This is a genomic window from Bounagaea algeriensis (genome assembly GCF_054491375.1).
Genome location: NZ_CM137102.1, coordinates 4,416,527 through 4,442,858 on the forward strand (window position 1 = coordinate 4,416,527; position 26,332 = coordinate 4,442,858).

General features: G+C 72.1%; 21 protein-coding genes and 1 pseudogene. 12 read left to right on the plus strand and 10 right to left on the minus strand.

Annotation, left to right across the window (positions count from 1 at the left end):
• The first annotated feature begins 370 nt into the window (after nucleotides 1-370).
• Nucleotides 371-1,810, plus strand: a complete 1,440-nt coding sequence (locus ACVGV2_RS20200) for a dynamin family protein (RefSeq protein WP_459166069.1) — start codon at nucleotides 371-373, stop codon at nucleotides 1,808-1,810.
• A 181-nt stretch (nucleotides 1,811-1,991) separates the two neighbouring features.
• Complete coding sequence (gene grpE / locus ACVGV2_RS20205; RefSeq protein ID WP_459163916.1) at nucleotides 1,992-2,393, plus strand: nucleotide exchange factor GrpE; 402 nt, start codon at nucleotides 1,992-1,994, stop codon at nucleotides 2,391-2,393.
• 49 nt (nucleotides 2,394-2,442) lie between these two features.
• Here the strand turns inward: grpE and ACVGV2_RS20210 are convergent.
• Nucleotides 2,443-3,792 (minus strand): annotated as a pseudogene (locus ACVGV2_RS20210) (chloride channel protein); the annotation flags it as partial.
• 53 nt (nucleotides 3,793-3,845) lie between these two features.
• On the opposite strand from ACVGV2_RS20210, the gene ACVGV2_RS20215 reads away from it, so the two are divergent.
• The 5 genes from ACVGV2_RS20215 to ACVGV2_RS20235 all read left to right on the plus strand — a co-directional run bounded on the left by ACVGV2_RS20215 (nucleotide 3,846) and on the right by ACVGV2_RS20235 (nucleotide 12,083).
• A complete protein-coding gene (locus ACVGV2_RS20215) occupies nucleotides 3,846-4,364 on the plus strand; it encodes a MarR family winged helix-turn-helix transcriptional regulator (protein ID WP_459163917.1) in 519 nt (172 codons plus the stop codon).
• 184 nt (nucleotides 4,365-4,548) lie between these two features.
• Complete coding sequence (locus ACVGV2_RS20220; protein ID WP_459163918.1) at nucleotides 4,549-6,600, plus strand: dynamin family protein; 2,052 nt, start codon at nucleotides 4,549-4,551, stop codon at nucleotides 6,598-6,600.
• A 253-nt stretch (nucleotides 6,601-6,853) separates the two neighbouring features.
• Nucleotides 6,854-7,693: a DUF6802 family protein gene (locus ACVGV2_RS20225; RefSeq protein ID WP_459163919.1), complete on the plus strand. Its 840-nt coding sequence runs from the start codon at nucleotides 6,854-6,856 to the stop codon at nucleotides 7,691-7,693.
• 393 nt (nucleotides 7,694-8,086) lie between these two features.
• A complete protein-coding gene (locus ACVGV2_RS20230; RefSeq protein ID WP_459163920.1) occupies nucleotides 8,087-9,904 on the plus strand; it encodes a phosphoenolpyruvate carboxykinase (GTP) in 1,818 nt (605 codons plus the stop codon).
• 973 nt (nucleotides 9,905-10,877) lie between these two features.
• Nucleotides 10,878-12,083, plus strand: coding sequence for an ROK family transcriptional regulator (locus ACVGV2_RS20235; protein ID WP_459163921.1), 1,206 nt, complete (start codon nucleotides 10,878-10,880; stop codon nucleotides 12,081-12,083).
• 91 nt (nucleotides 12,084-12,174) lie between these two features.
• On the opposite strand, the gene ACVGV2_RS20240 is transcribed toward ACVGV2_RS20235, so the two are convergent.
• From ACVGV2_RS20240 to ACVGV2_RS20265, 6 genes are all read right to left on the minus strand, one after another.
• Complete coding sequence (locus ACVGV2_RS20240; protein WP_459163922.1) at nucleotides 12,175-14,481, minus strand: oxidoreductase; 2,307 nt, start codon at nucleotides 14,479-14,481, stop codon at nucleotides 12,175-12,177.
• Between the two features lie 244 nt (nucleotides 14,482-14,725).
• On the minus strand, nucleotides 14,726-17,050 hold the full coding sequence (locus ACVGV2_RS20245; protein ID WP_459163923.1) for a VanW family protein: 2,325 nt from the start codon (nucleotides 17,048-17,050) through the stop codon (nucleotides 14,726-14,728).
• A 343-nt stretch (nucleotides 17,051-17,393) separates the two neighbouring features.
• The gene (locus ACVGV2_RS20250; RefSeq protein WP_459163924.1) at nucleotides 17,394-17,714 is read right to left on the minus strand and encodes a GroES family chaperonin; all 321 of its coding nucleotides are present in this window, start codon (nucleotides 17,712-17,714) and stop codon (nucleotides 17,394-17,396) included.
• A gap of 99 nt (nucleotides 17,715-17,813) precedes the next feature.
• Complete coding sequence (locus tag ACVGV2_RS20255) at nucleotides 17,814-19,676, minus strand: NHL domain-containing thioredoxin family protein (protein ID WP_459163925.1); 1,863 nt, start codon at nucleotides 19,674-19,676, stop codon at nucleotides 17,814-17,816.
• Nucleotides 19,677-19,806: 130 nt separating this feature from the next.
• Complete coding sequence (locus ACVGV2_RS20260) at nucleotides 19,807-20,151, minus strand: type II toxin-antitoxin system VapC family toxin (protein ID WP_459163926.1); 345 nt, start codon at nucleotides 20,149-20,151, stop codon at nucleotides 19,807-19,809.
• Nucleotides 20,148-20,363, minus strand: coding sequence for a type II toxin-antitoxin system CcdA family antitoxin (locus ACVGV2_RS20265; RefSeq protein ID WP_459163927.1), 216 nt, complete (start codon nucleotides 20,361-20,363; stop codon nucleotides 20,148-20,150). The genes ACVGV2_RS20260 and ACVGV2_RS20265 overlap by 4 nt, the downstream gene beginning before the upstream one ends.
• Nucleotides 20,364-20,452: 89 nt before the next feature.
• On the opposite strand from ACVGV2_RS20265, the gene ACVGV2_RS20270 reads away from it, so the two are divergent.
• The 3 genes from ACVGV2_RS20270 (at nucleotide 20,453) to ACVGV2_RS20280 (ending at nucleotide 22,241) form a co-directional block, all read left to right on the plus strand.
• Nucleotides 20,453-20,734, plus strand: a complete 282-nt coding sequence (locus ACVGV2_RS20270; RefSeq protein ID WP_459163928.1) for a type II toxin-antitoxin system Phd/YefM family antitoxin — start codon at nucleotides 20,453-20,455, stop codon at nucleotides 20,732-20,734.
• Entirely contained in the window at nucleotides 20,731-21,138 is a 408-nt protein-coding gene (locus ACVGV2_RS20275; RefSeq protein ID WP_459163929.1) for a type II toxin-antitoxin system VapC family toxin, read from the plus strand. The genes ACVGV2_RS20270 and ACVGV2_RS20275 overlap by 4 nt, the downstream gene beginning before the upstream one ends.
• Before the next feature lie 155 nt (nucleotides 21,139-21,293).
• Nucleotides 21,294-22,241 carry an aminoglycoside phosphotransferase family protein gene (locus ACVGV2_RS20280; protein WP_459163930.1) on the plus strand — a complete coding sequence of 316 codons (948 nt, stop codon included), beginning with the start codon at nucleotides 21,294-21,296 and terminating at the stop codon, nucleotides 22,239-22,241.
• An 18-nt stretch (nucleotides 22,242-22,259) separates the two neighbouring features.
• Here the strand turns inward: ACVGV2_RS20280 and ACVGV2_RS20285 are convergent, their stop codons facing one another.
• Both ACVGV2_RS20285 and ACVGV2_RS20290 read right to left on the minus strand, forming a co-directional pair.
• Entirely contained in the window at nucleotides 22,260-22,886 is a 627-nt protein-coding gene (locus ACVGV2_RS20285) for an alpha/beta hydrolase (protein ID WP_459163931.1), read from the minus strand.
• Nucleotides 22,883-23,860, minus strand: coding sequence for a ring-cleaving dioxygenase (locus ACVGV2_RS20290; RefSeq protein WP_459163932.1), 978 nt, complete (start codon nucleotides 23,858-23,860; stop codon nucleotides 22,883-22,885). The genes ACVGV2_RS20285 and ACVGV2_RS20290 overlap by 4 nt, the downstream gene beginning before the upstream one ends.
• Before the next feature lie 244 nt (nucleotides 23,861-24,104).
• On the opposite strand from ACVGV2_RS20290, the gene ACVGV2_RS20295 reads away from it, so the two are divergent.
• Complete coding sequence (locus tag ACVGV2_RS20295; RefSeq protein WP_459166070.1) at nucleotides 24,105-24,518, plus strand: MarR family winged helix-turn-helix transcriptional regulator; 414 nt, start codon at nucleotides 24,105-24,107, stop codon at nucleotides 24,516-24,518.
• Nucleotides 24,515-25,501 carry a pirin family protein gene (locus ACVGV2_RS20300; protein WP_459163933.1) on the plus strand — a complete coding sequence of 329 codons (987 nt, stop codon included), beginning with the start codon at nucleotides 24,515-24,517 and terminating at the stop codon, nucleotides 25,499-25,501. Before ACVGV2_RS20295 ends, ACVGV2_RS20300 begins: the two co-directional genes overlap by 4 nt.
• Nucleotides 25,502-25,784: 283 nt before the next feature.
• Here the strand turns inward: ACVGV2_RS20300 and ACVGV2_RS20305 are convergent, their stop codons facing one another.
• Entirely contained in the window at nucleotides 25,785-26,099 is a 315-nt protein-coding gene (locus ACVGV2_RS20305) for a GNAT family N-acetyltransferase (RefSeq protein ID WP_459163934.1), read from the minus strand.
• Nucleotides 26,100-26,332: the final 233 nt, after the last annotated feature.

Consider the following 26,332-nt stretch of genomic DNA (forward strand, 5'->3'; position numbering starts at 1 on the left):
GGTCCCGTCCCGTTGCGCTGCGTCGCCCCGCGGCACGAGACCGCTCGTCCCCCTCAGGTCGTAGGGAGCCCTCCGGGCGAGGGGACACTGTGCGCGCTGCCCGCGGTGCCCTCCGTGGCAGGATGGGCGCTCGTCGGAGCGGTGGCGCGGCGCGGTCGTCGGCGGGGCCCGCCGCCGCGCCCCGGTGGACCAGGACGTGGTCGAGCTGGAACGCGGTCGAGCGGAGAGGACGGCGGTGAGTTCGCGCACGCAGCCCGCAGACCCGGCGGCGCCCGGCCCGCTGTCGGAGTCCGTGGCCCGTCTCTGCGGCGATCTGCGCGAGCAGGTCTGCCAACGCACCGCCACGGGCATCGACCGCGTGTTGCAGCGCATGTCGGCCCCGCTGCAGCTGGCCGTGGTGGGACGGGCGAAGTCGGGCAAGTCGACGCTGGTCAACGCGCTGGTCGGCCGCCGCGTTGCGCCGACGGACGTGGGCGAGTGCACCCGGCTGGTCACGCGGTTCCAGTACGGCACGGTCGATCGCATCGAGGTCGTCGGCCACGACGGGTCGCGGCAGCCGGTGCCGTGCGCACCGGACGGCGGGTTGCCGGCCGACCTGGGGGTGGACCTGGAGCGCGTGTCGCACGTCGAGGCGTACCTGACCAACGCGGTGCTGCGCGATCTCACGGTGATCGACACCCCCGGGTTGGGGTCGTTGAACGAGGCGGCGAAAGCCCGCACGGAGCAGCTGTTGGGGGCGGGGCAGCTGCTGGACGCGGGCGCTCCCAGCGGCACTTCCGGTGACGAGGAGCTGGATCCGGTCTCGCGGGGCGCGGTGGCCGGGGCGGAGGCCGTGCTGTACGTGGTGACCCAGACGGTGCGCGCCGACGACGAGCAGATGCTGGCCGCGTTCGGCGCGGCCACGGCCAGCCGGGACGCGGGTCCGGTGAACGCGGTGGCCGTGCTGAACAAGGCGGACACGGTGGAGCCGGAGTCGGTGGCGGGCGCGGACGGCGACGTGTGGCGGGCCGCCTCGATCCTGGCCGAGAGCCAGGCGCGCGCGCTGCGTCCGCGCGTGGCGGACGTGCTGCCGATGCTGGGGCTGCTCGCGGAGACCACCGAGGCCGGCGGGTTCACCGCCGCCGATGCGGACGCGTTGCGGCAGTTGGCCCGGCTGGACCGGGACACGCGCGAGACGATGCTGCTGTCGGCGGACCTGTTCACCGGGTGGGACTGCGCCGTGCCGGTGAGCGCGCGGACGCGGCTGGTGGAGCGGCTGGACCTCTACGGCATCCGGCGCGCGTTGGCGGAGCTGGACCGCTGCTCCGAGGTGAGCGCCGGGGACCTGCGGCGCGCCCTCGGCACCGCTTCCGGGGCGGCGGGGTTGCGGGACACGGTGGAGACGGTGTTCCGCGAGCGCGCGGACGGGTTGAAGGCGGCTGCCGCGTTGGCCTCGCTGACCTCGCTGGTGCACGAGTCGGGGGATCCGGCGGAGTGGCGGGCCGCGCACGACGCGCTGGAGGCGCTGCTGGCTCGTCCGGAGGCGCACCAGCTGCGGGTGCTGGAGGCGTTGACGCTGGTGTCCTCGGGCGGGGTGCAGTTCCCGGAGGACCTCGTCGACGAGGTGCTGCGGCTGGGTGGCGCGGTCACGGATGCCGAGCGGGTGGGGTTGCCCGATGCGGATCCGGCGCAGGTGGCCGAGGCGGCGCTGGAGCGCGCGAAGTGGTGGCGTTCGTTCGCCACGTTCGGGGCGACGCCGGCGCAGTCGCGGGTCGCGCACGTGGTGCACCGGGCGTACTTCCTGGTGTGGCGGCGGATGTCGGCGCAGTAGGGATCCGCCGGGCAGTGGGGATCCGCCGGCCGTGCGCACATTTCGCGAAATGTACGCATCGCTGGTCAGGCGGGGTGCAACCGCAGCGTAGATCCGCAGCGTGGATCCGCTGTGGAACCGCTGCGGTGCCCGCCGCGTCCGAGCGGCGGATCGGCACTTCGACACCGGAAGGGGCACCGAGATGAGCGCCACGACCAGCGATGCCTCCACGGAGCGGCTGGTGCTGCCGTGCACAGCGCCGCGGCACGAGCCGAGCGGGCCGGACGGAGCTGCCGACGCCGGGCGGCCGCAGGACTCGGCCGAACGCGCCCGGTTGATCGAACTGTGCCTGTACGCCGTGGACCGCGCTCGCTCAACCGGGGTGGCCGAGCGGCTGACCCTGGGGTTGGCCGAGGTCGGCGTGGTGGCGCTGCGGCCGGACGGCGCGTGGTTCGATCCGGCGCGGCACGAGGCGGCAGGCACGGTCGAGACCACCGATCCCGCGCTCGACGGGGTGATCCTCGGCACGGAGGTGCCCGGCTTCGCCGATCGCGAGCGGGTGCTGCGCGCACCGGTGGTCACGGTGTACCGCTTGCGGCGTTGAGCGCACCGACGGCCGGCTACGCGTGCCGGTGGGTGGCGATCAGCGTGGGCGGGGCGTTGAGGTCGATGCCGCGGCGGCTGAGCTTCTCGGTGTAGATCGTGTCGCGGCTGAGCACGCGGCTGGCCGCCGTGGCCAGGGCGACCGCGAACATCAGCGGCAGGATGATCGAGTACTGGCCGGTCAGTTCGAACAGCGTGATCACGGCGGTCATCGGTGCTCGGGTGGCGCCGGCGAAGGCCGCGCCCATGCCGAGCAGCCCGTACAGCCCGGGGGAACCGGCGACCCCGGGCAGCACTCCCTGCGCGAGGACGCCGAAGGCGCTGCCGGCGGCGGCTCCGATGAACAGCGAGGGCGCGAACACCCCGCCGGAACCGCCGATGCCCATGGTCAGGCTGGTGGCCACCATCTTGCCGATGAGCAGGACGATCAGGAAGCCGAACGCGTAGTCGCCGGCGACGGCGTGGCCGAGCACGGGATAGCCCACGCCGTACATGTGCGGCAGCACGAGCAGCACCAGGCCGAGCACGAGCCCGCCGGCGGCGGGGCGCAGCCATTCGGGGCCGGGCCAGATCCGGTCGCAGAGGTCCTCGACGCGGTACAGGACCTTGCAGAACAGCACGCCGACCGCGCCGATGACGAGGCCCAGCACGGCGAACAGCACGAACTGGCTCGGGTTGTCGGGGTGGAACGCGGGCAGCGTCAGGAAGGATTCGTCGCCGAACACGGCGCGGCCGATGACGTCGGCGGCGACGCTGGCGATCAGCACGGCCACGAACGCGTCGACGGTGAAGGCGCGCAGGACGAGTTCCATCGCGAAGAACGCGCCGGCCAGCGGGGCGTTGAAGGTCGCGGAGATGCCGCCCGCCGCGCCGCAGGCCACGAGCACCCGCACCTTCCGGTCGTCGAGACGGGTGATGCGGCCGAGCGCGGAGCCGAGCGCGGAGGCGATCTGCACGATCGGGCCCTCCCGGCCGACGGAGCCGCCGGATCCGATGCACAGCGCCGATGCGAGGGCTTTGACGAGGCTGACCTGCGGGGCGATGCGTCCACCGCGTTCGGACACGGCGTACATCACCTCGGGCACGCCGTGCCCCTTGGCCTCGGGGGCGAGCCAGGCGACGAGCGGTCCGTACAGCAGCCCGGCCGCGACGGGGGCCAGCAGCAAGAACCACGGTCCGAGCGCGGGGAGCCAGGCGTGCGCCGCGCCGGGGTCCGTCGTGTACTCGTGCCGGCCGGTGAACACCGTCGTGGCGGTGCTGACGAGCCAGCGGAACACGACGGCGCCGAGGCCGGCGCCGGCCCCGATGAGCAGGGACAGGACGAGCAGTCCGCCGCCGCGCTCGGACAGCCAGGTGGTGAGCGAGCGGCGAGCCGTGCGGAGGACCTGCGCACCATCCATCGGTTTGCAAGATGCAATTCTTGCACGCTGCAAGTCAATGTGACAATGGCGACATGAGCACCGCGGAGACCCCTGGCAGTGCGGAGTCCCTCGGCAACGACGAGGTGGACGCGATCGCCGAGGCCGTGCTGACCGCCTCGCGCCTGCTGGTCGGCGTGTCGGCGAAATCCGTCGCCGCCGTCGCCGGGAGCATCACGCTGCCGCAGTTCCGGCTCCTGGTGGCGCTGGACTCCCGCGGGCCGCTGAAACTCGTCGCCCTCGCCGAGCTGCTCGGCGTGAACCCCTCGACGGCCACGCGCACCGTCGACCGGCTCGTGAACGCGGGCTGGGTGCAGCGGCAGAGCAACCCCGAATCGCGCCGGGAAGTCACCATCGCGCTGACCCGCAGCGGCCAGGACCTCGTCGACCAGGTCACCGACTACCGGCGCAACGAGATCGAAGCGATCGTCGAACGCATCCCGCACGAACAGCGCCAAGGGCTCGTGCGCGCGCTGCAGGCGTTCAGCGAAGCCGGCGACGAGCCGCCCGCGCGGGTCTCGCCCTACGACACCGGCTGGACCCGCCGACGTTGATCCGGCCGCCGACGTTGAACCTGTCGCTACGTTGATCCGGCCGCCGCGTTGATCCGGCCGCTGCGTTGATCCGGCCGCCGGGGCACCTGCGCTGATCCGGCCGCGCCGCACTGCCGGACGGCACTGCTGGACAATGCGCCCGTATCCCGAGCAGGCCCGGATCCCGAGCAGAGGGTGGTGGCGCATGACCTCACCGGACGTGGCCTTCACGGCCGCGCTGCCGCAGCAGGTGCGGCAGACCCGCGACCGGTTGTTCACGCTGCTGCGCGAGACCGCCCCGGACGTCGCCGCGTGGGTCGACGACATCCGCCGGGCGCGGCCGGACAAACCCACCGTGGTCGTCGTCGGCGAAACCAACAGGGGCAAGAGCTCGCTGGTCAACGCCCTGCTGGGGCACGACGGCCTGTCGAGCGCGGACGCGAACGGCGCCACGGCCGCGCACCTGTGGTTCGAGCACGGCGAGCAGTGGCAGGCCCACGCCTGCTACCCCGGCCAGGAGCCCGTGCCCGTGGACTTCGACTCCCTGGCCGACTGGACGGTCGTCACCCCGGACTCCGCGGGGCACGTCCCGCCGCGCCGCGTCCGCGTGCGTGCCCCGCTGCCCGCGCTGGAGGAGATCACCGTGGTGGACACCCCCGGCGTCGGCGGTCTGCGCGCCGAGCACGGCGAGCTGGCGCTGGAAGCCGCCGGATCCGCCACGGCGCTGCTGTTCGTCTCGGACGCCTCCGCACCGATCACGTGCGGTGAACTGGAGTTCCTCAACACCGTCGCCGCGCGCGTGGAAACCGTGTTCTTCGCGCTGGCGAAAACCGACCGGCACCGGGGCTGGCGGGAGATCCAGGCGGAGAACCGGCGGCTGCTGGCCGAACACGCGCCGCGGTTCGCCCACGTCCCGACCTTCCCCGTCTCCGCCCGGATGCTGCACCAGGCCGAAACCGCACCGCACGAACACGCGCGCGAACTGCTGCGCGGCCAGTCCGGCATCGGTGAGCTGCGCACCGCGGTGCGCGACGCGATCGCGGACCGCTCGGCCATGCTCGGCGAGGCGAACACGCTGCGCGCGCTGTCCACCGTGCTCGGCGAGCTGATCGGCCGCTGGGAAGCCGAGCACCGCGCGCTGACCTTCGGCGAGCACGAGGCCGAATCGCTGCGCAGCCGGCGCGACGAGCTGCAGGCCGCGCGCCGCTCCTCCACGCGCGGCTGGCAGGTGCGGCTGCGCGGGGAGATCCAGCGCGCCCGCGTGGAGATCGGGCACGAAGTGACCGACCAGGTGCGGCAGGCGCAGAGCCGGTTCCGCCGCGCCATCGACTCGGCCGACCGCACCGCGCTGGCCGAACTGCCCGCGCAGGTCGACTCCGCGCTGCAACTCACCGCCTCGCACATCGCGTCGCTGCTGTCCGGCAGGCTGGCGGGTGCGGCCGAGCGGTCGCTGGCCGAGCTGTTCTCCGCCGAGGAACTCGACGTCATCCGCTCCCAGTTCGCCCGGGGCGCGCACCCCCCGGTCACGCTGCGCGCCCCGGACAAGCGACCGCCGACCGCCGAGGACAGGCTGCTGGTGGTCATGGGCGTCTCGAGCGGGTTGGGGCTCGGCCGCGTGGCGGTGGCGCTGCCGTGGCTGGGCCTCGGCGCGGGCGCGCTGACCCCGATCGTGCTTCCCGTGTCGATCGCGCTGGGGCTCGGCGCCGGGTGGTGGATGGCGCGCACGCGGCGGCACGCGGCGGACAAGCAGCACCTCAAGCAGTGGCTCACCGAAGCCGTCGCCGACGCCCGCTCCACCCTGGACCAGCTGGTGTCCGAACAGCTCATCGAGGCCGAGCAGCAGCTGCTGCTGGCCTTGGACGACGTGCTCACCCGGCGCATCGAGACCATCGACGAGGAACTGCGCGAAGTCGACCGGGCGCTGCGGATGGACGCGGCCGAACGCGGCCGCCGGGCGCGGGAGATCAAGCAGCGCGTGGACCAGGCGCGTTCCGGGCGGCAGAAGGTGGAGCACCTGCTCGCCGGCATCCGCAACCTGCGCGACGGGCGCGAGGCGGCCGCGCTGCGCGCGGGCGCCTGCGAGCAGACCACCGAAGCTCCCGCGCACGCAGCCGCCGCCGCGGGGCGGGGCGGCGGGCAGGACGCGGCGGGCAGCACCGCGCCGGTGCAGGAGGGTGCCCCTGTGCAGGAGGGCAACCATGCGCAGCCCAGCAGCGCTGCGTCGACGCAGGTCAGCGGGGAATCCGCGGGGCCGTGACGCCGGCGGCGCGGCCATCCCGGGGAACCAGCACTCCCGCGAACGCGTCGCAACTGGGAGACTGCGAGTGCCCAGGGCGTGCTCGCCCGGTGCGGGGCCACTGCCACGAGTTCGGCACTGCCGGCGTGCACTCGTCGACCGCCTCGGACCCGCGCGAAGCCACCCGGCAGGGGCACCACGGTGAACACGACGGCGCACGACCAGGCGCAGGAACACGGCGGCGCACGACCACGAGGTACGAGGGAGCACGGGGTTGTACCTGGAGGAGCAGGGCTCGGGCGACGGCGACATCACGATCCCCGTCGACGGCGCCGAGTACACCGCCGAAGCCAACCGCGACCTGGACGGTGACGGCGTCGACGAGGCCGTCACGATCATGACCGACGACGGCTTCGTGGCCTACGTCGACTCCGATGCCGACGGCCGCGCGGACGTGCTGCGGCACGTCGACACCGACGGCGTGGTCACCGGTCAGGCGCGCTTCGACACCACCTCGGGCACGTGGGTCGCGGAAGCGCCCGAGCAGAACACCGGCGACCCGCGTCCGCCCGGGGAGCCGATGGTGCTGCACACCCCGGACGGGCCGCACGAGATCGGCCCGGCCACCGAGGACACCGACCACGACGGCCGACCGGACACGGCCGTCGTGGCCACGGAGAACGGCACGATGCTGGCCACCGACGCGGACGGCGACGGCCGGGCCGACCAGCTCGTGCGCATCACCTCCGACGGCGCGGTCACCGTCTCGCAGCACACCGGCGAGGGGGAGTGGACGGTGGTCGACCGCGGCCGCCTCGACGAGCAGGGGGGCTTCGCCTCCGACGGGGCGGAGCTCACCGACGACGCAGCCTGGGACTTCGGCCCGCCGCCGGGCGCGGACGACGGTCGCGACGACCCCGCGCGGCAGGCGCCCACGACCGGCAAGCTCGCCGGTGCGGGCGGCGCCGTGGCCGGCGGCGGGAGCGCCGACGGCACCCCCGATGGCGGCAACACCGATGGCGGCAACACCGGTGGCGGCGCTACCGACGGAGGTGCCACCGACCGCGACGCACCCCGAGTGCGCAGCGCGGATTTCCAGACACCGGGGCGCTGAGCCCGGTTCTCCGGCGGGCGCTTCCGCCCGCCGGGCCGTCGTTCATCCCGGTTCGAGCCGGGCACCGCACCCGTCCCGCGACCGTCGCGGTCCGACGCCGGTGGCGCCGGCCCCGAGTTCGCCGACGATTCGCCGGAAATTCTTCGCAGCACTTCCGGGTGGTCACTCGGATTTCCCGACCTGGCCGTGTACTGAATCGATCCCCTTATCGTTCCTGTGATCGAACGAACACGGCTGTCCTGCGTATTAACGCCGCCACCCGGTTAGCCTCGGAGTATCCCTTCCCGCTTCGTCCGGCAACGCCGGCGGGCGAAGCATTCCCTGAGAAAGCGCCGACGGTTGCGCCGTCGGCTTGATTCCGGGCTGTGGCGCCCAGTCAGGAGACAAGACGCGATGACCGCAGTGACCATTCCGGGACTCGATCAGGCACCGGCACAGCACGAAGGCCTGTTGGCCTGGGTACGTGACGTAGCCGAGCTGACCACGCCCGACCAGGTCGTCTGGTGCGACGGGTCGCCCGATGAATGGCAGCGACTGACTGATCGCCTGGTCGAGGCGGGAACTTTCACGCGCCTGGCGAAGAAGCCGAATTCGTTCCACGCCGCCTCCGATCCGGCCGACGTGGCCAGGGTCGAAGAACGCACGTTCATCTGCTCGCGGGAGAAGAAGGACGCGGGAGTCACCAACAACTGGATGGACCCCGCTGAGATGAAAGCCACCATGACCGAGCTCTACCGGGGCTGCATGCGTGGCCGCACGATGTACGTCATCCCATTCTGCATGGGGCCGCTGCACGCGGACGAACCGCGGATCGGCGTGGAAATCACCGATTCCGAGTACGTCGTGGTTTCCATGCACATCATGACGCGCATGGGCCGCAAGGTGCTGGACCGGCTCGGCGAGGACGGCGAGTTCGTCCCCGCGCTGCACTCGGTCGGCGCTCCGCTCGAGCCCGGCCAGCAGGACGTGCCGTGGCCCTGCAACGAGACGAAGTACATCACGCACTTCCCCGAAGAGCGCATGATCTGGAGCTTCGGTTCGGGCTACGGCGGCAACGCGCTGCTCGGCAAGAAGTGCTACTCGCTGCGGATCGCTTCGGCGATGGCCCGCGACGAGGGCTGGCTGGCCGAGCACATGCTCATCCTCAAGCTCATCTCGCCCGAGAACGAGGTGCACTACGTCGCCGCCGCCTTCCCCTCGGCGTGCGGGAAGACGAACCTGGCGATGCTCGAACCGACGATCCCGGGCTGGCGGGTGGAAACGCTGGGCGACGACATCGCCTGGCTGCGGTTCGGTTCGGACGGGCGGCTGTACGCGGTGAACCCGGAGGCCGGGTTCTTCGGCGTCGCGCCGGGGACGAACTGGAACACGAACCCGAACGCGATGCGCACCATCGAGAAGGGCAACTCCATCTTCACCAACGTCGCGCTCACCGACGACGGCGACGTCTGGTGGGAGGGGATGGAGAACCAGCCGGAGCACTGCACCGACTGGAAGGGCCGCGACTGGACTCCCGACTCGGACGAGCCCGCCGCGCACCCGAACTCCCGCTACTGCACGCCGATGAACCAGTGCCCGATCCTGGCGCCGGAGTGGGACGACCCGCAGGGCGTGCCGCTGTCGGCGATCCTGTTCGGCGGACGCCGCAAGACCACCATCCCGCTGGTGAACGAGGCGTTCGACTGGCAGCACGGCGTGTTCATGGGCGCGACGCTGTCGTCCGAGAAGACCGCCGCCGCGGCGGGCAAGGTCGGCGAGGTGCGCCGCGATCCGATGGCCATGCTCCCGTTCATCGGCTACAACGTCGGCGACTACTTCCAGCACTGGGTCGACGTCGGCAAGAGCGCGGACGCGAGCAAGATGCCCAGCATCTTCTACGTGAACTGGTTCCGCCGCGACGAGTCCGGCGAGAAGATCGTGTGGCCGGGCTTCGGCGAGAACAGCCGCGTGCTCAAGTGGATCGTCGACCGGATCGAGGGCAAGGCCGCCGCGACGGAGACCCCGGTGGGCCGCGTTCCCGCCGCCGAGGAGCTGGATCTGTCCGGTCTGGACTGCACCCGCGAGGACGTGGAAACGGCGCTGCACGTGGACCGTTCCGAATGGCAGGCCGAAACCCCGCTCATCGAGGAGTGGTTCGACACGATCGGCGAAGCGCTGCCGACGTCGATGCGTGACGAGCTGGATGCCCTCAAGCAGCGTCTGAACTCCTGACTCGCGCACTCCCGCCCCGGAGGTGCCCGCGGGGCTCGCCGAGGCCGCGGGGCCTGCTGGGGCTGCCGCGGGGCCTGCTGGGGCTGCCGCGGGGAGGCTTCCTCCCGAGTTCACACGTTCGAGCAGTGGTGGGCCTCCCACGTGCGCCGCTCGGCGCGCGTGGGAGGCCCACCACTTCGCCGTCCGCGGCCGGGGCGGTGCTGGACCTGGGCGGTGCTGGACCTGAGCGGTGCTGGGCCGGGGCATGTGCGCATTTCGCGGGCGGGTTCAAAGACCTCGTTCGGGTGAGGTGCTTGCGAGCGGCCGCGGTGCCGCTCCTCCAGGCGCGCTCGGGTCCTGCCCTGCGTTTCGGGGCCTGCCCTGCGCTTCAGGGTCTGCCGGTGCCCGGTCGGCGGATGCGCCTGAGCGCTCCGCGCGGGTTCGACCGGGCGCCGGGCCCCGGACGCCGCCCTCCCCGGGGCCGGGAGGTCTCATCACCGCGTGCCTCATCACCGCGTATCTCATCGCCGCGTGCCTCATCGCTGCGTAACGCCATGAACAGGGCGATGACCGCGACGGCGACGAGCGCGCATAAGGCGAGGTCTTCCACGGCGCACCTCCACGGTCCGCGAGCCGGCGGCAGCTGCACCGCCTCACCCGCGGATTACCCGCGCAGCACGCGCACCAACCCGCATTTCGCGCTTTCGTGCCGCATTCCCCCACGTCATCACCAGTCCACTGTAGAGTGACAGCGGAGGCCGAACTCCGGCGGCACCGCCGGAACGGCACCGCCGGAACGGCACCGCCGGAACAGCGCCGCCGGAGCAGCTCGGACCCAACGCCGCCGCGGACGTTCCCGCGATCAGCACTTGCGCCGCGGCAGAGATCTGCATCACACTCTCGTGAGCTTCGTCCATTCGATGAAGCGCTCCACCGGTCGACCGGCCCGTCTGCGAACGCACAACCCGCATGCCACGGACACGAGGGAGCCACGATGGGGCGCGCAGAGTCCTTGCACGGCACGAATCTGCCGCGGGTCGGCGGCTTCAACCGGGCGGTGGTGCTCGACGCCATCCGCCGCGGCGGCGCGATCAGCCGCGTCGAGCTCGCCAGAGCCACCCGCCTCACCCCGCAGACCATGTCGAACATCGTCCGCGAACTCATCGACGACGGCCTCGTCCGCGAAACCGGCAACGGCCCCCCGACCGGGGGCAAGCGCCGGGTGCAGCTGCGCATCGTGCCCGAGGCCTCCTACGCGGTCGGGCTGCACGTCGAAGGCGACCGGGTGCACGGCGCGCTCGTCGACCTCACCGGCGCCGTGCGCGCACGCAGCCACCGCCGCGTGTCCTCGCAGGCGCGGCCGCGCACCGTGGTCGCCGCGCTCGAGAACACCTACCGCTACCTCACCGCCGACGCCGAACGCGTGCTCGGGCTCGGCCTGGCCGTGCCGGGCCCGCTCGACCCCACCCAGCGGCACGTGCTGTCACCTCCCGGCCTCGACGGGTGGGACGAAGTCGCCCTGGCCGACACGGTGCAGGAACGGACCGCCGTACCGGTGGTGATGGACAACGACGCCACCGCCGCCGCCACCGGTGAGCGCTGGTCCGGCAACGGCACGCACAACGGCTCGTTCGTCTACGGCTACCTCGGCGGCAGCGTCGGCGTCGGCATCGTGCTCGACGACCAGGTGCACCGCGGCGCCAGCAACAACGCCGGCGAGATCGGGCACGTGCCGCACGGCGGGCGGCGCCGGTGCCGCTGCGGCAAACGCGGTTGCCTCGACGCCTACTGCTCCATGCCCGCGATCCTCGCCGACTGGCGCGCCGCGGGCGGCAACCCGAAGAGCAGCAGCGTCACCACCGGGTACGCGCAGCTGTGCCGCACCGCGGCCGCGGGCGACAGCACCGCGATCCGCGTGCTGCGGCGCGCCGGCAACCGACTCGGCCGCTCGCTCGCCTCCGTGGTCAGCGTCCTCGACGTGGACCGGGTGGTGCTCGGCGGTCCCGGGTTGTGCCAGGTCGAAGGCCTCGTCCGCGACGAGGTGTCCGAGGCGATCGCCGAGGTGGCCTGGGCAGCCGACATCCGCCCGGTCACCGTCGAAACCGCCGCCACCGGTTCCGACGCGGGCACTGTCGGCGCGGCCACCCTCGTGCTCGACCACGCCTACTCACCGCAGGTCACCGCCCTGGTCGGGACGTAGGACCCGATGTTCCGCCGTCCGGGGCGGGTGGCCGGGGGACAGTTGGGACGTGCAGGAGGTTCTGCCGAACGACCCGTCCTCGGAACGGTCCTCACTGCCGCGAGCGGGGATCGCCGCCTTCCGTCCGGCGGAGAGTGCGCGTGATCCCCGTGGCGGCCGTGGTGGCCAGCAGCCAGCCGCTGGCGATGAGCACCACCGTGATCCACTGCGAAGCCCCGGTCGCACGCCAGGCGGTTTCGTGCCCCAGGTTCACCACCGGGATCATCTGGTCGACCGTGTACAGGAACGGGTTCCACACGAGCCGCTCCCGCGGATCGGCCGGCTGCAGCGGGTGGTCGGCGAACCAGGCCGTGCCCAGCGCGACGAGCAGCAGGATCCACAGCACGGCGCGCGAAGGCCGGTAGCCGTAGCTGACGGTGACCCGCTGCAGGAAGCTCCACAGCCGCACCGCCCACCGCAGCGGCGCCGGCGCGGAGTCCGCGATCGCCTGGTAGCGCCGCCGCTGCTTCTCGATCAGCACCACCGAAGCGTGCTGCTCGGTGCCGTTCTGCCGGAACACCTGGGCGAGCTGGTCGTACGGGGCGGGCGCGTACCGGCTGCAGCTGGCGCGCAACCACCGCAGCCGCTCCAGCACCCGCGCCCGGTCGGTGGGTTCGATCGGGGTGCTGAACGTGTCGAAGCGGAAGTCCTCGGCACGCACCCCGCGCGAGGCGGACCACAGCTGCTCGTTGTCGGCGAGCAGCTCGCACTGCGCCTGCCGCAGCACGACCCGCCCCACCGGAGCTTCCGCCGGCAGCAGCGTCAGCTCCTGAGCCAGCAGGCCGAACGCGTTGAGCGCCGTGGCGGTGCCGGCTTCGCCCAGCTCGCATCCGGAGAAGTTCGCCTGCCGCCCGATCTCCGCGCGGCGCAGCTGCACCTCGCCCTCGGCGCTGAAGGCCTGTTCGCCCGCGGCGCAGACGAGGTCCCGGTCGATGCGGGCGGTGCGCAGGTCGACCGAGGGTTTGTAGCTCAGCCGGTGCGGGTGCCAGGCGGGTTTGCCCAGCTGCGCACCGCGCATGTCGATGCTCGCCCCGATCCGCGCGCCCTGCAGGTGCAGGGTTCCGGTGATCTCCGCGTGGCGGCCGTCGAAATCGCCGCCGATGTGCAGGCGCCCGGCGCGCATCACGTCCGTGCGCGGGGCGTGCACGCGCGCGCCGGTGAGCAGGAAGCTCCCGTGCACGTGCACGTCGACGAGGCGGAGCTGGCCGCGCAGTTCCGCCCGTTCGGCTTCCACGTTGCCGCGGATGACCGTGCCGTCCCAGCGCAGCGCGCGCAGCGGGTCGACGGCGAACTCGCTCGGCGAACGCGACCAGGTCAGGTCGATCCGCGCACCGCCCATGCGCACGTCGTCGCCGATGGCGGCGCTGACCGCGCGCAACGTGCCGTTGCTGCGGAACCCGTCGTGCATCAGCACGCCACCCTGGATGTCGGCGCGGTCGGCGACGAGCGTGCTCGACGGGTCGTCGTAGCGCGACTCGTCGCGGGACGGCGGACGCACCCCCGGGTCGAGCACCGCCCCGGCCATCCGGATGTCGCCGGCGATGTGCGCGCTCGGCAGGTACAGCAGGCCGGTGGAGCGCGCGGGCTCGGCGCTGAGCGGGTCCCGGTCGAACCGCAGGCTGCCGCCGATGCGCGTGCCGTTGGCGTTGAGCACGAGCCCGCCGGGACGGTGCAGGCACCCGCCGGAGAAGTTCAGGTTGCCGCCGATCTTCGCACCGGGCATGCGCAGCTCCCCGGTGACGCGGAGGCGCTGGCCCAGCAGCGCGCCCGCGACCGACAGCCGGTCGCCGTACAGCGCGCGCCGGCCCGGCCGGTGCAGTTCCGAGTCGTCCAGCAGCAGCGAACCGCCGCACTCGGCGTCGGCGAGGTTGAGCACGCCGTCGCAGAACGAACGTTGCAGCACCGTGTCGTGCGCGGTGCGCAGATTCCTGGCCGCCAGCCCCGGCAGCCAGCACTCGTCGAACATCATCCCGGGCAGCGTGGCCTGCCGCAGGTCCGGCGGGTTGTCGAAGCGGCAGCGGATGAACTGCAACAGGTACGGCAGTTCCGTCGCCCGCAGGTCGAGGGACCCGGTGATGACCGCGTCCTCCACCACGGCCACCGGCTGGCGCCCGGAGCGCCGTGAGAACGGCCACCACCCGCCGTCATCGGTGGACTCGACGAGCCGGCGGGTGAGGTACTCGCCGCGCACGACGCACTGGCCGTCGGACTCGGCCGCGCGCACGTCCAGCCTGGAGTGGTGCGCCACCGCCCCGTTGCGGTCGCGCAGCGCCTCGTCGACGCGCCGTTCCGCGTCGGTCAGCGCGCCGTTGTGGTCTCTGGATCTGCCCGGCACAGCTACCCCCGATCGCAGGTGCACCGCGAGTTCCTCGGCGAACTCGTGTTCATGGTGACGTCCGCGGCGGGGCTGCGGTTGCACGCGTGATCGACGTGATCCGCCCGCGTGCCGGAAATTCCTCCGAAAACAGCAGCGGACGCACGCGGAACGGGGCGCACCCGCAGGTCCGCCCCGCTCGCGTCGCGCTCCGGCCGGTGCGCCGGTCGCCCGGTGCCAGGCGCCCGGTGCCCGGTGCCGGTCCTCCTCCGGTGCCGGTCGTCCGGTGTCAGTCGCCCGGCGGCGGTGGTGGTGGCGGCGCGCCGCAGTGGATGATCGGCTGCGGGTCGTAGACCGTCCTCTCCCGCTCCGTGCGGGTATCGCCGGTCTTGAGGTTCTTGATCGTGCGCGTGTCCACCACGGTGAACCCGGGGGTGCCGGAACTTTCGCTGCACGGTTCGCCCGGCGGGACGACCTGCTCCTGCGGTGGAGTGACGTTCTGCTTGTCGCTGGTCTGCGACTGCACGTCGAACTGCTTGGTCCCCCACAGCTTCACGTTGATCGACTGCGGCGTCCACTCGGTGGTGATCATGATGCCGCTGTCGGAGACGTTCTTGAACTTGACGTCGATGATGCTCGAACCGTCCTGGCCCTGGAACACGGTGGATTCCCGCCCGGCCGGGTAGCGGCTGATGTAGTAGCTGTGCTCCTTGTGCTCGACGTCCTGCATCCCGGCGAAGTACGAAGCGTTGAACAGCGTCGTGGCGAACTGGGAGATGCCGCCGCCGACGGCCTTCTGCGGCCGCCCGTCCTCGATCACGCCGGACTCGACGTAGCCCTGCTCCTTGCCGCGGCGGCCGGTGTGGCCGTTGAGGCTGAAGGTCTCGCCCGGTTTGATGATCGCGCCGTTGACCTGCTCGGCCACGCGCCGGATGTTCTTGCCGGAGTCCGGTTCGAAACCGCCGGTCTGGAACTCGCCGACCACTTCGCGGATGCCGAGGTCGTTGGCCTGCTCGGTGCTGAACTCCGGCGGGACCTTCTTGTACACCGCCCGCACCGAGCGGTCCTGGTCGCGGGAGAACACCTCGGAGATGTTCGCGAAGCTCTTCTCCCAGTCGATCCCGCGCCCTTCCTCCGACGGGCGGACGGTGGGGTTGCCGCCCTCGAGGGCGATCTCGGCGTTCTTCGGCGGCCGCAGCGTCTCGGCCAGCTGCGGTTCGAGCACCTCCGCCGCGGCGGGGACGTCCAGGTGCCAGTCGAGGTTCCCGTTCGCGCCGGGTTCGAACCGCAACGCCCCGGCGATCGCCTCCCGGTCGAGCGTGGCCTGCTTGCCGTCGCCGGCGACCTGCACCGGCCCGGCCAGCGGTCCCCGCTCGATCTGCCGGACGGTGCTCCGCACGCCTTCGGTGCTGGTGCGCACCGGCTGCTCGTCGAACGGCACGTCCACCGGGCCGGGTTTCGCCCACTCCGACATGACCACGTCGGTGGCCTGTTCCACGCCCACGTGGCGTCCGCTCACCGGCAGCACCGGAACCGGCCGGGTGCCTTCGAAGCGGATCGTGCCCTCCCGGGCCTCGCGATCCAGCTGCGGTTTGATGCGCTGCAACGCCGCCGCCACCTGCTGGCGGTCGCCGGTGCTGACCGGGACGACTTCGCGCTCGCTGAAGAACGAGGCCACCCGGGTGAAGGGGTTGAGCGGCTGGTCACCCGCCTTGGACACGGTGGACTGCCAGTCCATCCGCAAACCCGAGGCGTCCGGGTCGAGCGTGGTGACGTTGTCGCCCGCGCGCACCTCGACCGGCCCGTGCAGCTCCGGTCCGAGCTGTTCGCGCAGCTTCTTCTCGGCCGCGGCGGGCTGCATCCCACCGATGCCCACGTCGGCGACGACGGTGCCGCGCGGCACGGAACCGCTGCTGAACACCACGTCACCGAGGTAGAGCAGGCCCAGCGCGAGCACCACGACACCGGCGATGATCCCGCCGCGCACGAGGCCGCGGCGGGACTTGCCTCCCTCGCCGCCCGCCGGGCCGGGTTCCGCGGCCGGCTGCGGTCCGTACGCCGTCGTCGCGGCCGGAACGGCCGGAATGCTCTGCGTCGTCTCGGACAGGTTGGGGAAGTCGGAGGGCAGCGCCGCGATCTGCGCGGTGCGTTCGGCGTCGGACTCGGCGGGTTCCGCGTCCGCCGCGGTCGCGTCCTGCTCCTCCGGCCAGGCGAACGCCGACACGGGTGCGTTCCGCTCGGTGGTCTCGTCCGCCGTGGCGCTGTCCCCGGCGCTGTCGCTGCCCGCAGCGCTGCCCCCGGGGGTGCTGTCGCCGGGGGTGGTGTCGCCGGAAGCGTCGCCGGCTCGCTCAGAGGCTTCCGCCCCCTCGGCGAGCTCACCGCTCACGCTGGTGCGCGCAGTGCTGTCGTCGGCTTCCGCCCCGTCCCCGGGCGCCCCGTCTTCGGACACCCCGTCTTCGGACACCCTGTCCCCGGGCGCCCCGGCGTCGAGCGCCCCGGACAGGCGCACGGTGTCCGTGCCGTGCTCGGAGCCGGGCGCGTCCGCGGCGGACTCGGAGTCCGAGGCCTCCGCTCCCGATTGATCACCGGCGGTAGCACCCGACTCAGGTGACACCCGGTCGGTGTAAGGTTCATCGCCGCGTCGTTCGTCGTGGTTTTCCGGCACCGCTTCCCCTTCGTCCGCTGGCCCCGCGGTGCGAATGCACCGCGTTCCAGGATGCCGTGCGCACTCAGCTCCCCCGGTCAGGGGTCACATCACTGAGCGCAAGCCGCTTGACCTGCACAAAGAGCGAGCCGTTCGAGCGGCGAAATGGACAACATCGGCGTTGTTCGCAAGATTTGCGCCACCGCGCGAACGGCGAAGCCGAAATGCCGCCGAAAGGGCGCGGAAAACGCGTTCCGCCCACCCGTTTCCGCACGCGGACGCACGTTCCCGCCGCGCGTCCGCTCGTGGCGGTTCACAGGTACAGACCGGTGCCCTGCTCGGTCTGCTCGGTGGCCACCGCGTGCAGGTCCCGCTCCCGCATCACCAGGTACTCCTGACCCTGCACTTCGACTTCGTACTGGTCCTCGGGGTTGAACAGCACCTGATCGCCGACCTGGACGTTGCGCACGTGGCTGCCGACTCCGTACACCTCGCCCCAGATGAGCCGCTTGGCCATTTCGGCGGTCGCCGGAATCACGATTCCACCGCTGCTGCGGCGTTCCGCGGATTCCTGCGACACGAGCACCATGACTCGGTCGTGCAGCATCTGGATCTCAAGCTTGGCATCGGTCACCCGAAAAGTTTACTCCCCGTGGCCAGCGACGTGCGGCAGCGGCCCGGCCGGCACGGCGGCAGCTGGTTGCACACCGCCGGCGCCGCACCGGGCGGGGGATCAAGCACCGGCGTCGAGACCGCCCATCACCAGCGGCAGCCGACGCGGACCGTCCGTTCGCACGCGCACCGGCACGCCCCAGTCCTGCCTGCTCAGCTGGCACGTGGGGTGCTCCACCTCCGGGTCGTCGGTGCAGCTGGCCGCCTGCGCCACCACGTGCAGCACGCCCTCGCCGACCGCCTCGTCGATCACCAGCCGCCGCGTCAGATCGGTGCCCGCGCCCGCACCCTCGACGAGCAGGTGCTCCGGACTCGCGCTGACCTCGACGCGCGTGGAGGGCCCGTAGCGCTCGTCCAGCTTCGTGCCCGGCGGCGAGGTGAACACCACGACCAGTTCCACTTCGCCCGGGGAGATCTCGCTGGACGGGCGCGCAACCTGCTGGTTCGCGCCCTGCACGATCTCGGCCGACACGCCCGGCGGCACCGGGCGTTCCAAGCGGTGCGCGGCGGAGGCGACCACGACGAGCTCCCCGTCGAGCACCGCCCCGCCGGACGGCTCGGCCAGGTCCGCGGCCAGCGTGGAAACCTCGCGCGACGCCGGGTCGAACCGCCGCACCGCGCCGTTGTAGGTGTCGCCGATCGCCACCGAGGCGTCCGGCAGCACCGTCACACCCAGCGGGTGCTGCAGCAGGGCGGTGCCGGCGGGCCCGTCGGCGTGGCCGAAGTCGAACAGCCCCCGGCCGATCTCGGTGCGCACGGTGCAGCCGGTCGCATCCAGCTCCAGCCGCCGCAGCGCCGAGGTCTCCGCGTCGGCCAGCCACAACTGCTCGCCCTGCGCGGCGAGCCCGGACGGCTGGGCGAAGAAGGCCTCCTCGGCGGCACCGTCGCGCAGACCTTCGACGGTGGTGCCGGCGAGCCGGCGGATCGCACCGCGCTGCGGGTCGAACAGGCCCAGCGTGTGGTTGCCGGCCATGGCGACGACGACACCGCCGACGGGTTCCCACCAGGCCACGTCCCACGGGCTGGTCAGCGCGACCTCCGTCGCCGGGCCGGCGTCGGACTCGTCGCGCCACTGGTGGCCGGTGCCGGCGACGGTGCTCACCTGCCCGTCGGACAGGCGCACGCCGCGCAGCAGGTGGTTGACCGCGTCGGCCACGACCACGTCGTAGCCGACGCGCGCGGCGACCTCCTCGGGCAGCGCGGTGAGTCCGGCGGGTTCGGAGAAGCTGGCCGCGTCGGCGGCACCGTCGGCGGCGCCGCGCTCACCGGTGCCGATGCGGCGCAGCGGTGTTTCCGCGTCGGCGTCGAGCTCGACGAGCGAGTGGTGCGCGGCGTCGGCGACGAGCAGGTGCCCGTTCTCCAGCGCGATGACCTTGCTGGGGAAGCGCAGCGCGGTCCCGGCCGGTTCCGGCGGCGCGTACGGGCCGTCGCCGCGGTGCAGCGTGCCCTTGGCGTCGTGCTCGGCGACCAGGTCGGCGATGATGCTGCGCAGCGTCGGGACGTGGCCCTCGCCGGCGGCGACGTGCACCACGTAGCCCTCCGGGTCGACGACGACCAGCGTGGGCCAGGCCTTGACGGCGTAGGCCTGCCAGGTCTCGAGGTTCGGGTCGTCGAGCACCGGGTGGTGCACGCCGTAGCGCTCGGTGGCGGCGGCGACGGCCTGTTCGCGCCGCTCGTGCTCGAACTTGGGGGAGTGCACGCCGACCGTGACGAGCTCATCGGCGAACTCGTCCTCCAGCGGGCGCAGCTCGTCGAGCACGTGCAGGCAGTTGACGCAGCAGAAAGTCCAGAAGTCCAACAGCAAGACCTTGCCGCGGAAGTCGGCGAGCCCGGGCTGCTGGCCACCGGTGTTCAACCACCGGCGCCCCCGCAGCTCGGGGGCGCGGACGCGGGCGCGGCGGGATGTCTGCTGCTCAACACTCACAACCGAAGTCAACAACACCGCACCGGGTGATGTTCCGAGGGGTGCGTCGTTGTCGCGTCTCACTGTTCGTTCGGTAGATGCAGGGTTTCGGTCAGCTCGGGGCACACCCTCGCCAGTTTGTGGTCAGTGGTCAGCACCCGAAGTCCGAGGTGGTCGGCCAGCGCGATGTAAAGCGCGTCGAGCAGCCGCACGTCCGCGCGCCGTGCCCACGCCCCGTCAACAGATCTGGCAACGGGTGACGAGCAACGGGCATGGCCATGAGGCGGTCCAGGGCCAATTCGACATCGGTGACAGCGAGGTCACCCGCGCGCCGCATTCGATCAAGCGCGGAGATGACCTCAGCGTCCAGGTGCGCCGGAGCGTGTAGCTCGGTCCTGGTCAGATGGTCGATCGCCGCTGGGGCGCAGTCGGTGCCAGCGAGCAGATCGACCGCCACCGAGGCATCCAGCACCACGGCGTTCATCGCTGAGCTCACGCACCGAACTCCTCACGCGCGTCATCGAGCGCGGCAACAGTCGCCTCATGTGTGAGCCCACGCGGCGCGGGCAGCGTCGCCAACCAGACATCGGTAGCGTTGCGCGCCAACTCAGCGGCAATGGCAGCCTGCGTCAACGCCGAGAGGTTGAGTTGGGCCTCGCGTGCTCGCTCTGCGAGCTCATCAGGCACCCACACGTTCATCCGAGGCATACACACATGCCGTTGCGCGGGCTAGTCGTCCTGAGCTTTCTCGGGGTCGGTCGGTGGAGGTGTAGAACAATGGATTCTACACTGTTCGCATGGACGTGATTTCGATGCGCAACCTCAACCAGAACACCAGTGAGGTCGTCCGCGAGGTCGCGGCGACGGGGCGCTCGGTGACGATCACGAGCAATGGCAACCCGATCGGAGTGCAGCTCGTGCCCACGAGTCGGGCTGCAGGAGCGCTCGACGAGCTCGTCGCCCGCGGGCGCGCCAGCAGCCCTGCGGTGCACGGCACGATTCCGATGCCGCCAGAACACGACACCACGGCCGACACCGCTTCCGCCCTCGCGGCTGACCGCGATGAGGAGCGCTGGTGATCTACCTCGATTCAGCCGCAGTGGTCAAACTGTGCCACCGGGAATCGGCCACGGAAGAACTCGTCGGGTGGCTGCGGGAGCGGAGCGGACGTCCGCTCGTGTCCTCCGCGCTGGTCGAAGTGGAAGTTCCACGGGCGCTGCGCCGGCACGCCGAGCACGCACTGCCCAACGTCCCCGCCATCCTCGACCGGATCTACCGGGTCGAGATGGACCACACCGTGCGCGCGACAGCAGCGGCTCACGCGGACCACGGTCTGCGCACCCTTGATGCGCTTCACCTCGCGACCGCGCAGCTGCTCGACGGCACGGACGAGGAGTTGACGCTCGTGACGTACGAGCACCGACTGCTCGAGTCCGCCGCTCAACTGGGGTTCGCCACCGCGAGTCCCGGGCAGGACGGGTGACACCGACCTTCGAGCGCCGGAAGCTCCGAGTTCCGCACCAGCGGTGCAGCTGCTCGCTCCGCTCCGCGAGGGCGCATCGATGTTCTCGCCGCGCACCTGCGACCTGGCTTCCGACCCGTGCGGCGACGTGCGACCATCGCGCAGTGCCAGCAGTCATGACAGCCGAACAGCTCGCGGCTCGCACGTCACGTGCTTTCGACGCGGCCGTCGCCGCGGGGCGGGATCTCGGCCTCGCGGTGTCCGACGCGCGAGTGCTCCACGACATGTTCTCCGTCGTGGTGCATCTCGCCCCGTCGCCGGTGGTGGTCCGGGTGCCCACCGTCCTGCCCTCGTACGCCGACCTCGAATCCCGGGCGACGCGGCAGCAGGCGGAGCTCGACGTGGTGGCGTGGCTCGCCGAACGGAACCAGCCGGTGATCCCGCCGAGTCCGCTGGTGCCGCGGGAACCCGTGCAGCGCGGCGGTTTCTCGATGACGTGCTGGCAGTTCGTCGAACAGGACGACGACGTCGAGCTCGACCTCGTGCACAACGCCCGCCTGACCGCCGATCTGCACGCCGCGCTGCGCGACTACCCGGGCGAGCTGCCGTTCCTGTCCTCGGCCGAACCGGAGATGGTTTCGGAAGGCCTTGCCGCCCTCGAAGCGCACCCCGAGCTCATCGACCCGGATGACCTCGACCGCGCACGGCGGGAGTGGGAGGTCCTGGAACCGGTCGTGCGCTCGCGCGCGGAATTCGAGGCGGCGTTCCCGGCGATCGACCTGCAGCCGATCCACGGCGACGCCCCCGCGGCCAACATCATCACCACCCCGGACGGCGCGTTGTACTCCGACTTCGAGCTCACCGCCCTCGGACCGGCCGAATGGGACCTGGCACTGCTCGGTCCCGATTGCGAGGCCGCCTACAACTCCGCCGCACAGCGCCGGGGGCTGCGCCAGCTGGACGAGAGCGCGCTGCGCGTTGTCAACGCCGTGGGCATGTCCCGGACGGTGGCGTGCCTGGCGCTGGCGCCGCAGCTGCCCGTGCTCGCGGAGGCGCTGAAACCCGCCATCGAGCAATGGCGCACGATGCCGTTCGCCGGCGGCCTGACCGACCCGAGGACCTGACCCGACCCACCAGCTCCGTCAGGACCGCTGAACCAGGAACTCCGCCACGTTCGGCAGCAGCTGCGGGTCGATGGCGTGCCCGCCGCCGTGGTCGAACCGGGCCACCTCTGCGCCGCTGCCGGAGAACCACGCGGTCAGCGCGTCCGTGTGCTCCGGGGTGGCGATCGGGTCGGCCGCGCCGTTGACCACGGCGACGCGCTTGCCCGCCAGCTCGACCGCGGGCCGTTCGCGCAGCGGCACCATGCCGGCCAGCAGCACCGCCGCGGACAGCGCGGCGGGCCGCAGCAGCATCAACGCCGCGGCGATGTTGGCTCCGTTCGAGAACCCGACTGCGCGCCACGAACCGGGCGCAACACCGTATTCGCGCTCGGCTTCGACGAGGAAGGCGGCGAGTTCGCCGGTTCGCGCACGCAGGTCTTCCTCGTCGAAGACCCCTTCGCGCAGCCGCCGGAAGAACCGGGGCATCCCGTTCTCCAGCACGCTGCCGCGCACGGACAGCACCGGTGCCGCCGGGGCGAGGTGTTCGCGCAGCGGCAGGAGGTCGTTCTCGTCGCCGCCGGTGCCGTGCAGCAGCAACAGCGGCGCCTCGCCCGCGTCCGCGGCAGCGGGCAGCCAGACGTGCGGACGGTCGAGCGCAGCCGTCAAGCCGAATCCCTCCCGATCAGTTCCGGGTTGTTCTCCTGCGGCAGCGACAGCGTCGGCAGCGCCGCGGCGATCTGCTCGCGGTCCGGCTCCAGCCACGGCGGCAACTTCAGCGCACGGCCGAGCTCCAGCAGCGGTTCGTCCGCGTTGAACCCGGGCTCGTCGGTGGCGATCTCCAGCAGCGTGCCGCCGGGTTCGCGGAAGTAGATCGACCGGAAGTACTGCCGGTCCAGGATCGCGGTCACCTCGGCGCCGCGCTCGACGAGCTCGGCGCGCCACTTCTCCTGGGTGGGCTCGTCGGGCACGCGCCAGGCGACGTGGTGCACCGTGCCGCCGGCCACGAGTCCGCGCTCGGCACCCGGTGTGACCAGCACGTCGACCAGGGATCCCGGCCCGCCGTCGCCGGCGGCGTAGCGCAGGCGGTTGCCCTCGCGGCCGGCGCTGCGCAGCCCGAGCTCCTCCAGCATCGCCGCGGTGCCGTCCTCGTCGGCGGTGGACAGGGTGACCGAGTGCAGACCGCGGATGCCGTGCTCGGGCGGGACGATGCCGCCGTCCCACGGGGCGCGCGGGTCCGGCTGCGGGTGCGCGACGAGCGAGATCTCCAGCCCGTCCGGGTCGCGGAAGGTCAGCGCTGCTTCGCCGTCGCGTTCGACGATCTCGCCGACCTGGACACCGAGACCCTCCAGGTGCTGGCGCCACCAGCCGATCGAGGCGGCGGGCACGGAGAAGGACGTGGTGGTGGCCTGTCCCGCACCGCGGCGCCCGGGCGGTGCCCCGTCGAACGGGAAGAACGTCAGCAGCGTTCCCGGCCGTCCGGCCTCGTCGCCGTAGTAGAGGTGGTAGGTGTCCGGCGCGTCGAAGTTCACCGTGGTCTTGACCAGGCGCAACCCGAGCGCGCGCAGGTAGAAATCGGCGTTGCGCTGCGGGTTTCCGGCGATCGCCGTCACGTGGTGCAGTCCGCTGGTGGCCAGTGTCATCGCCAGTCTCCTTCCGCTCGGCGACCTCGTCCCCGGATACTGCGCACTTCCCCGGGTGCGCTCCCGGCGTTGCCCGCTGCGCGCGGGGCTCAGCACCGGGCAGCGCCGCCACACCTCGTTGATGCGTCACTTACATGGTGCACCACGGTTGGTGATGCGTCAACTAAATCGGTAGGGTGGTCGTGTGACGGAGACCCGCTGGCTCGACCAGCACGAGCAACACGCCTGGCGCAGCTACCTCGAGATGAACGCCCGCCTCACCGCGCGCCTGCACCGCCAACTGCAAGCCGACGCGGGGCTCTCGCTGAGCGACTTCGACGTGCTCGTCCAGCTCACCGACCAGGCCGAGCCGCGCATGCGCATCGGCGAACTCGCCGAAACCCTGCAGTGGGAGAAGAGCCGGCTGTCGCACCACCTGGCCCGCATGCAGCGGCGCGGGCTGGTCACCCGCGAGGACTGCCCCGACGACGCGCGCGGCGCCTACATCGTGCTCACCGACGAGGGGCGCGCGGCGATCGAACAGGCCGCCCCCGCCCACGTGGAAACCGTCCGGCGCCTCGTGTTCGACCACCTCGCAGGCGAGGAAGTCACCACGCTCGCAACCATCGCCGACCGCGTCCTCGAACGGTTGGACACCGCTGCCGAGGAGGACCGTTGAGCAACCTCGAGACCGCGCCACCCGAAGTGACCTGCACCTCCGAACGGGGTGGAACACGCGGCGGGCAGCTCGTCGAGCCCCGCGACGTCCCCCTCGGCGGAGCGCGCGCCATGCGCGTGCGGCGCACCCTGCCGCAGCGGGCGCGCTCGCTCATCGGGGCCTGGTGCTTCGTCGACCACTACGGGCCCGACGACGTGGCCACCAGCGGCGGCATGCGCGTGCCCGGCCACCCGCACACCGGCCTGCAGACCGTGTCCTGGCTGTTCAGCGGCACCATCGAACACCGCGACACCACCGGCGTGCACGCCCACGTCCGCCCCGGCGAGCTCAACCTCATGACCGCGGGCTCGGGCATCGCGCACTCCGAGCACTCCACGGCGGACACGACCACGCTGCACGGCACCCAGCTGTGGCTCGCCCTGCCCGAGCAGCACCGCTGCACAGCACCCGGTTTCGAACACCACAGTCCGCCGCTGCTCGAGGCCGACGGCGCCAGCGCACGCGTCTTCCTCGGATCGCTGCTCGGGCACACCTCACCGGTGGCCACCTTCACCCCGCTGCTCGGCGCGGAGATCACGCTGCGCCCCGGCCAGCAGCTCGACCTCGACGTCGACCCCGGATTCGAGCACGGCGTGCTCGTGGACACCGGCAGCGCCACCACCGCCGGGGTGACCGCCACGGCCGGTGACCTCGTCCACCAGGCCGCCGGCGCGGACGTGCTGACCTTGCGGGCGGGCGAAGCCGGCGAAACGCGAGTCCTGCTGCTCGGCGGCGAACCGCTCGACGAGCAGATCGTCATGTGGTGGAACTTCATCGGACGCAGCCACGAGGACATCGCCGCCTACCGCGAGCAGTGGCAGGCCGAACGCGCCGCGCCGAGCGCCGATGGCCACTTCGGCGCGTTCCCCGCGGCCTGGGACAGCACGCTGCCCGCCCCGGAACTGCCCACCACGCGACTCAAGCCCCGCGGCGCGTCCCGCTGAAGCGGTGCGCGCCGGCCCGAGCACCGGCGGCTGCGTTGGCGGCTGCGTTGGCGGCTGCGCTGGTGGCTGTGCTGGTGGCTGCGTTGGCGGCTGCGCTGGTGGCTGCGTTGGCGGCTGCGCTGGTGGCTGCGGTGGCTGCGCTGCGGTGCGCTGCGGTGCGCCGCGGTGCGCGAGCCCGCGGCACAACAATCCGGCCCGCGGTGCGCAGGCCTGCGGTGCACCGGCCCGGCCCACGATGAGATGCATCGGTCCGAGGCGGGCCGGTCGCTGGCGAGGCCGGTCGTCACAGCTCGAAGCGGGCGTGCTCCTCGGACGGCACGAGGTCCCGGTACTCGGTGTTGCGGGCGATGAACCCGCGCACGAACGGGCAGAACGGGCGCACCCGCAGGCCCTGCCGGCGCGCGTCGTCCAGCGCGAAGCGGATCAGCTCGCTGCCCAACCCGTGGCCGGAGTACTGTTCGCCGACCTCGGTGTGCAGGAACGCGAGCACATCGCTCTCGCGGTCGTCGCGCTCGTACTCGGCGAAACCGGCCGACTCGCCATCGGCGATGATCTCGTAGCGAGCCTGTTCGGGCCGGTCGGTGACGGTGGTGTCCACGAGTTCCTCCTCCGCAGCTGGGCCGACCTCGGGTTACCCCCCGCCGACACGCCGGAACCCTGTGGACAACCCGCACCCCTGTGGACAAGGGTTGCTCCACTCGTGTGGGGACAACTCACAATTTTCATGAAAATTGTGCTCTCTGGAACGAGTCCAGAGTGGGCGGGAGGCCGCGTCGCTGCCGGAGGCGTTCCACGTGCGTGATCACGGCAGCAACGCCCGGTACCAGGGGC

Coding starts and splice junctions, on each gene's coding strand:
- ACVGV2_RS20290 (WP_459163932.1), bottom strand. CDS start 23,860: ATGACACTGGCCACCAGCGGACTGCACCACGTGACGGCGATCGCCGGA.
- ACVGV2_RS20235 (WP_459163921.1), top strand. CDS start 10,878: ATGGGGCGCGCAGAGTCCTTGCACGGCACGAATCTGCCGCGGGTCGGC.
- ACVGV2_RS20200 (WP_459166069.1), top strand. CDS start 371: ATGTCGGCCCCGCTGCAGCTGGCCGTGGTGGGACGGGCGAAGTCGGGC.
- ACVGV2_RS20270 (WP_459163928.1), top strand. CDS start 20,453: ATGGACGTGATTTCGATGCGCAACCTCAACCAGAACACCAGTGAGGTC.
- ACVGV2_RS20265 (WP_459163927.1), bottom strand. CDS start 20,363: ATGCCTCGGATGAACGTGTGGGTGCCTGATGAGCTCGCAGAGCGAGCA.
- ACVGV2_RS20295 (WP_459166070.1), top strand. CDS start 24,105: ATGAACGCCCGCCTCACCGCGCGCCTGCACCGCCAACTGCAAGCCGAC.
- ACVGV2_RS20230 (WP_459163920.1), top strand. CDS start 8,087: ATGACCGCAGTGACCATTCCGGGACTCGATCAGGCACCGGCACAGCAC.
- ACVGV2_RS20280 (WP_459163930.1), top strand. CDS start 21,294: ATGACAGCCGAACAGCTCGCGGCTCGCACGTCACGTGCTTTCGACGCG.
- ACVGV2_RS20215 (WP_459163917.1), top strand. CDS start 3,846: ATGAGCACCGCGGAGACCCCTGGCAGTGCGGAGTCCCTCGGCAACGAC.
- ACVGV2_RS20220 (WP_459163918.1), top strand. CDS start 4,549: ATGACCTCACCGGACGTGGCCTTCACGGCCGCGCTGCCGCAGCAGGTG.
- grpE (WP_459163916.1), top strand. CDS start 1,992: ATGAGCGCCACGACCAGCGATGCCTCCACGGAGCGGCTGGTGCTGCCG.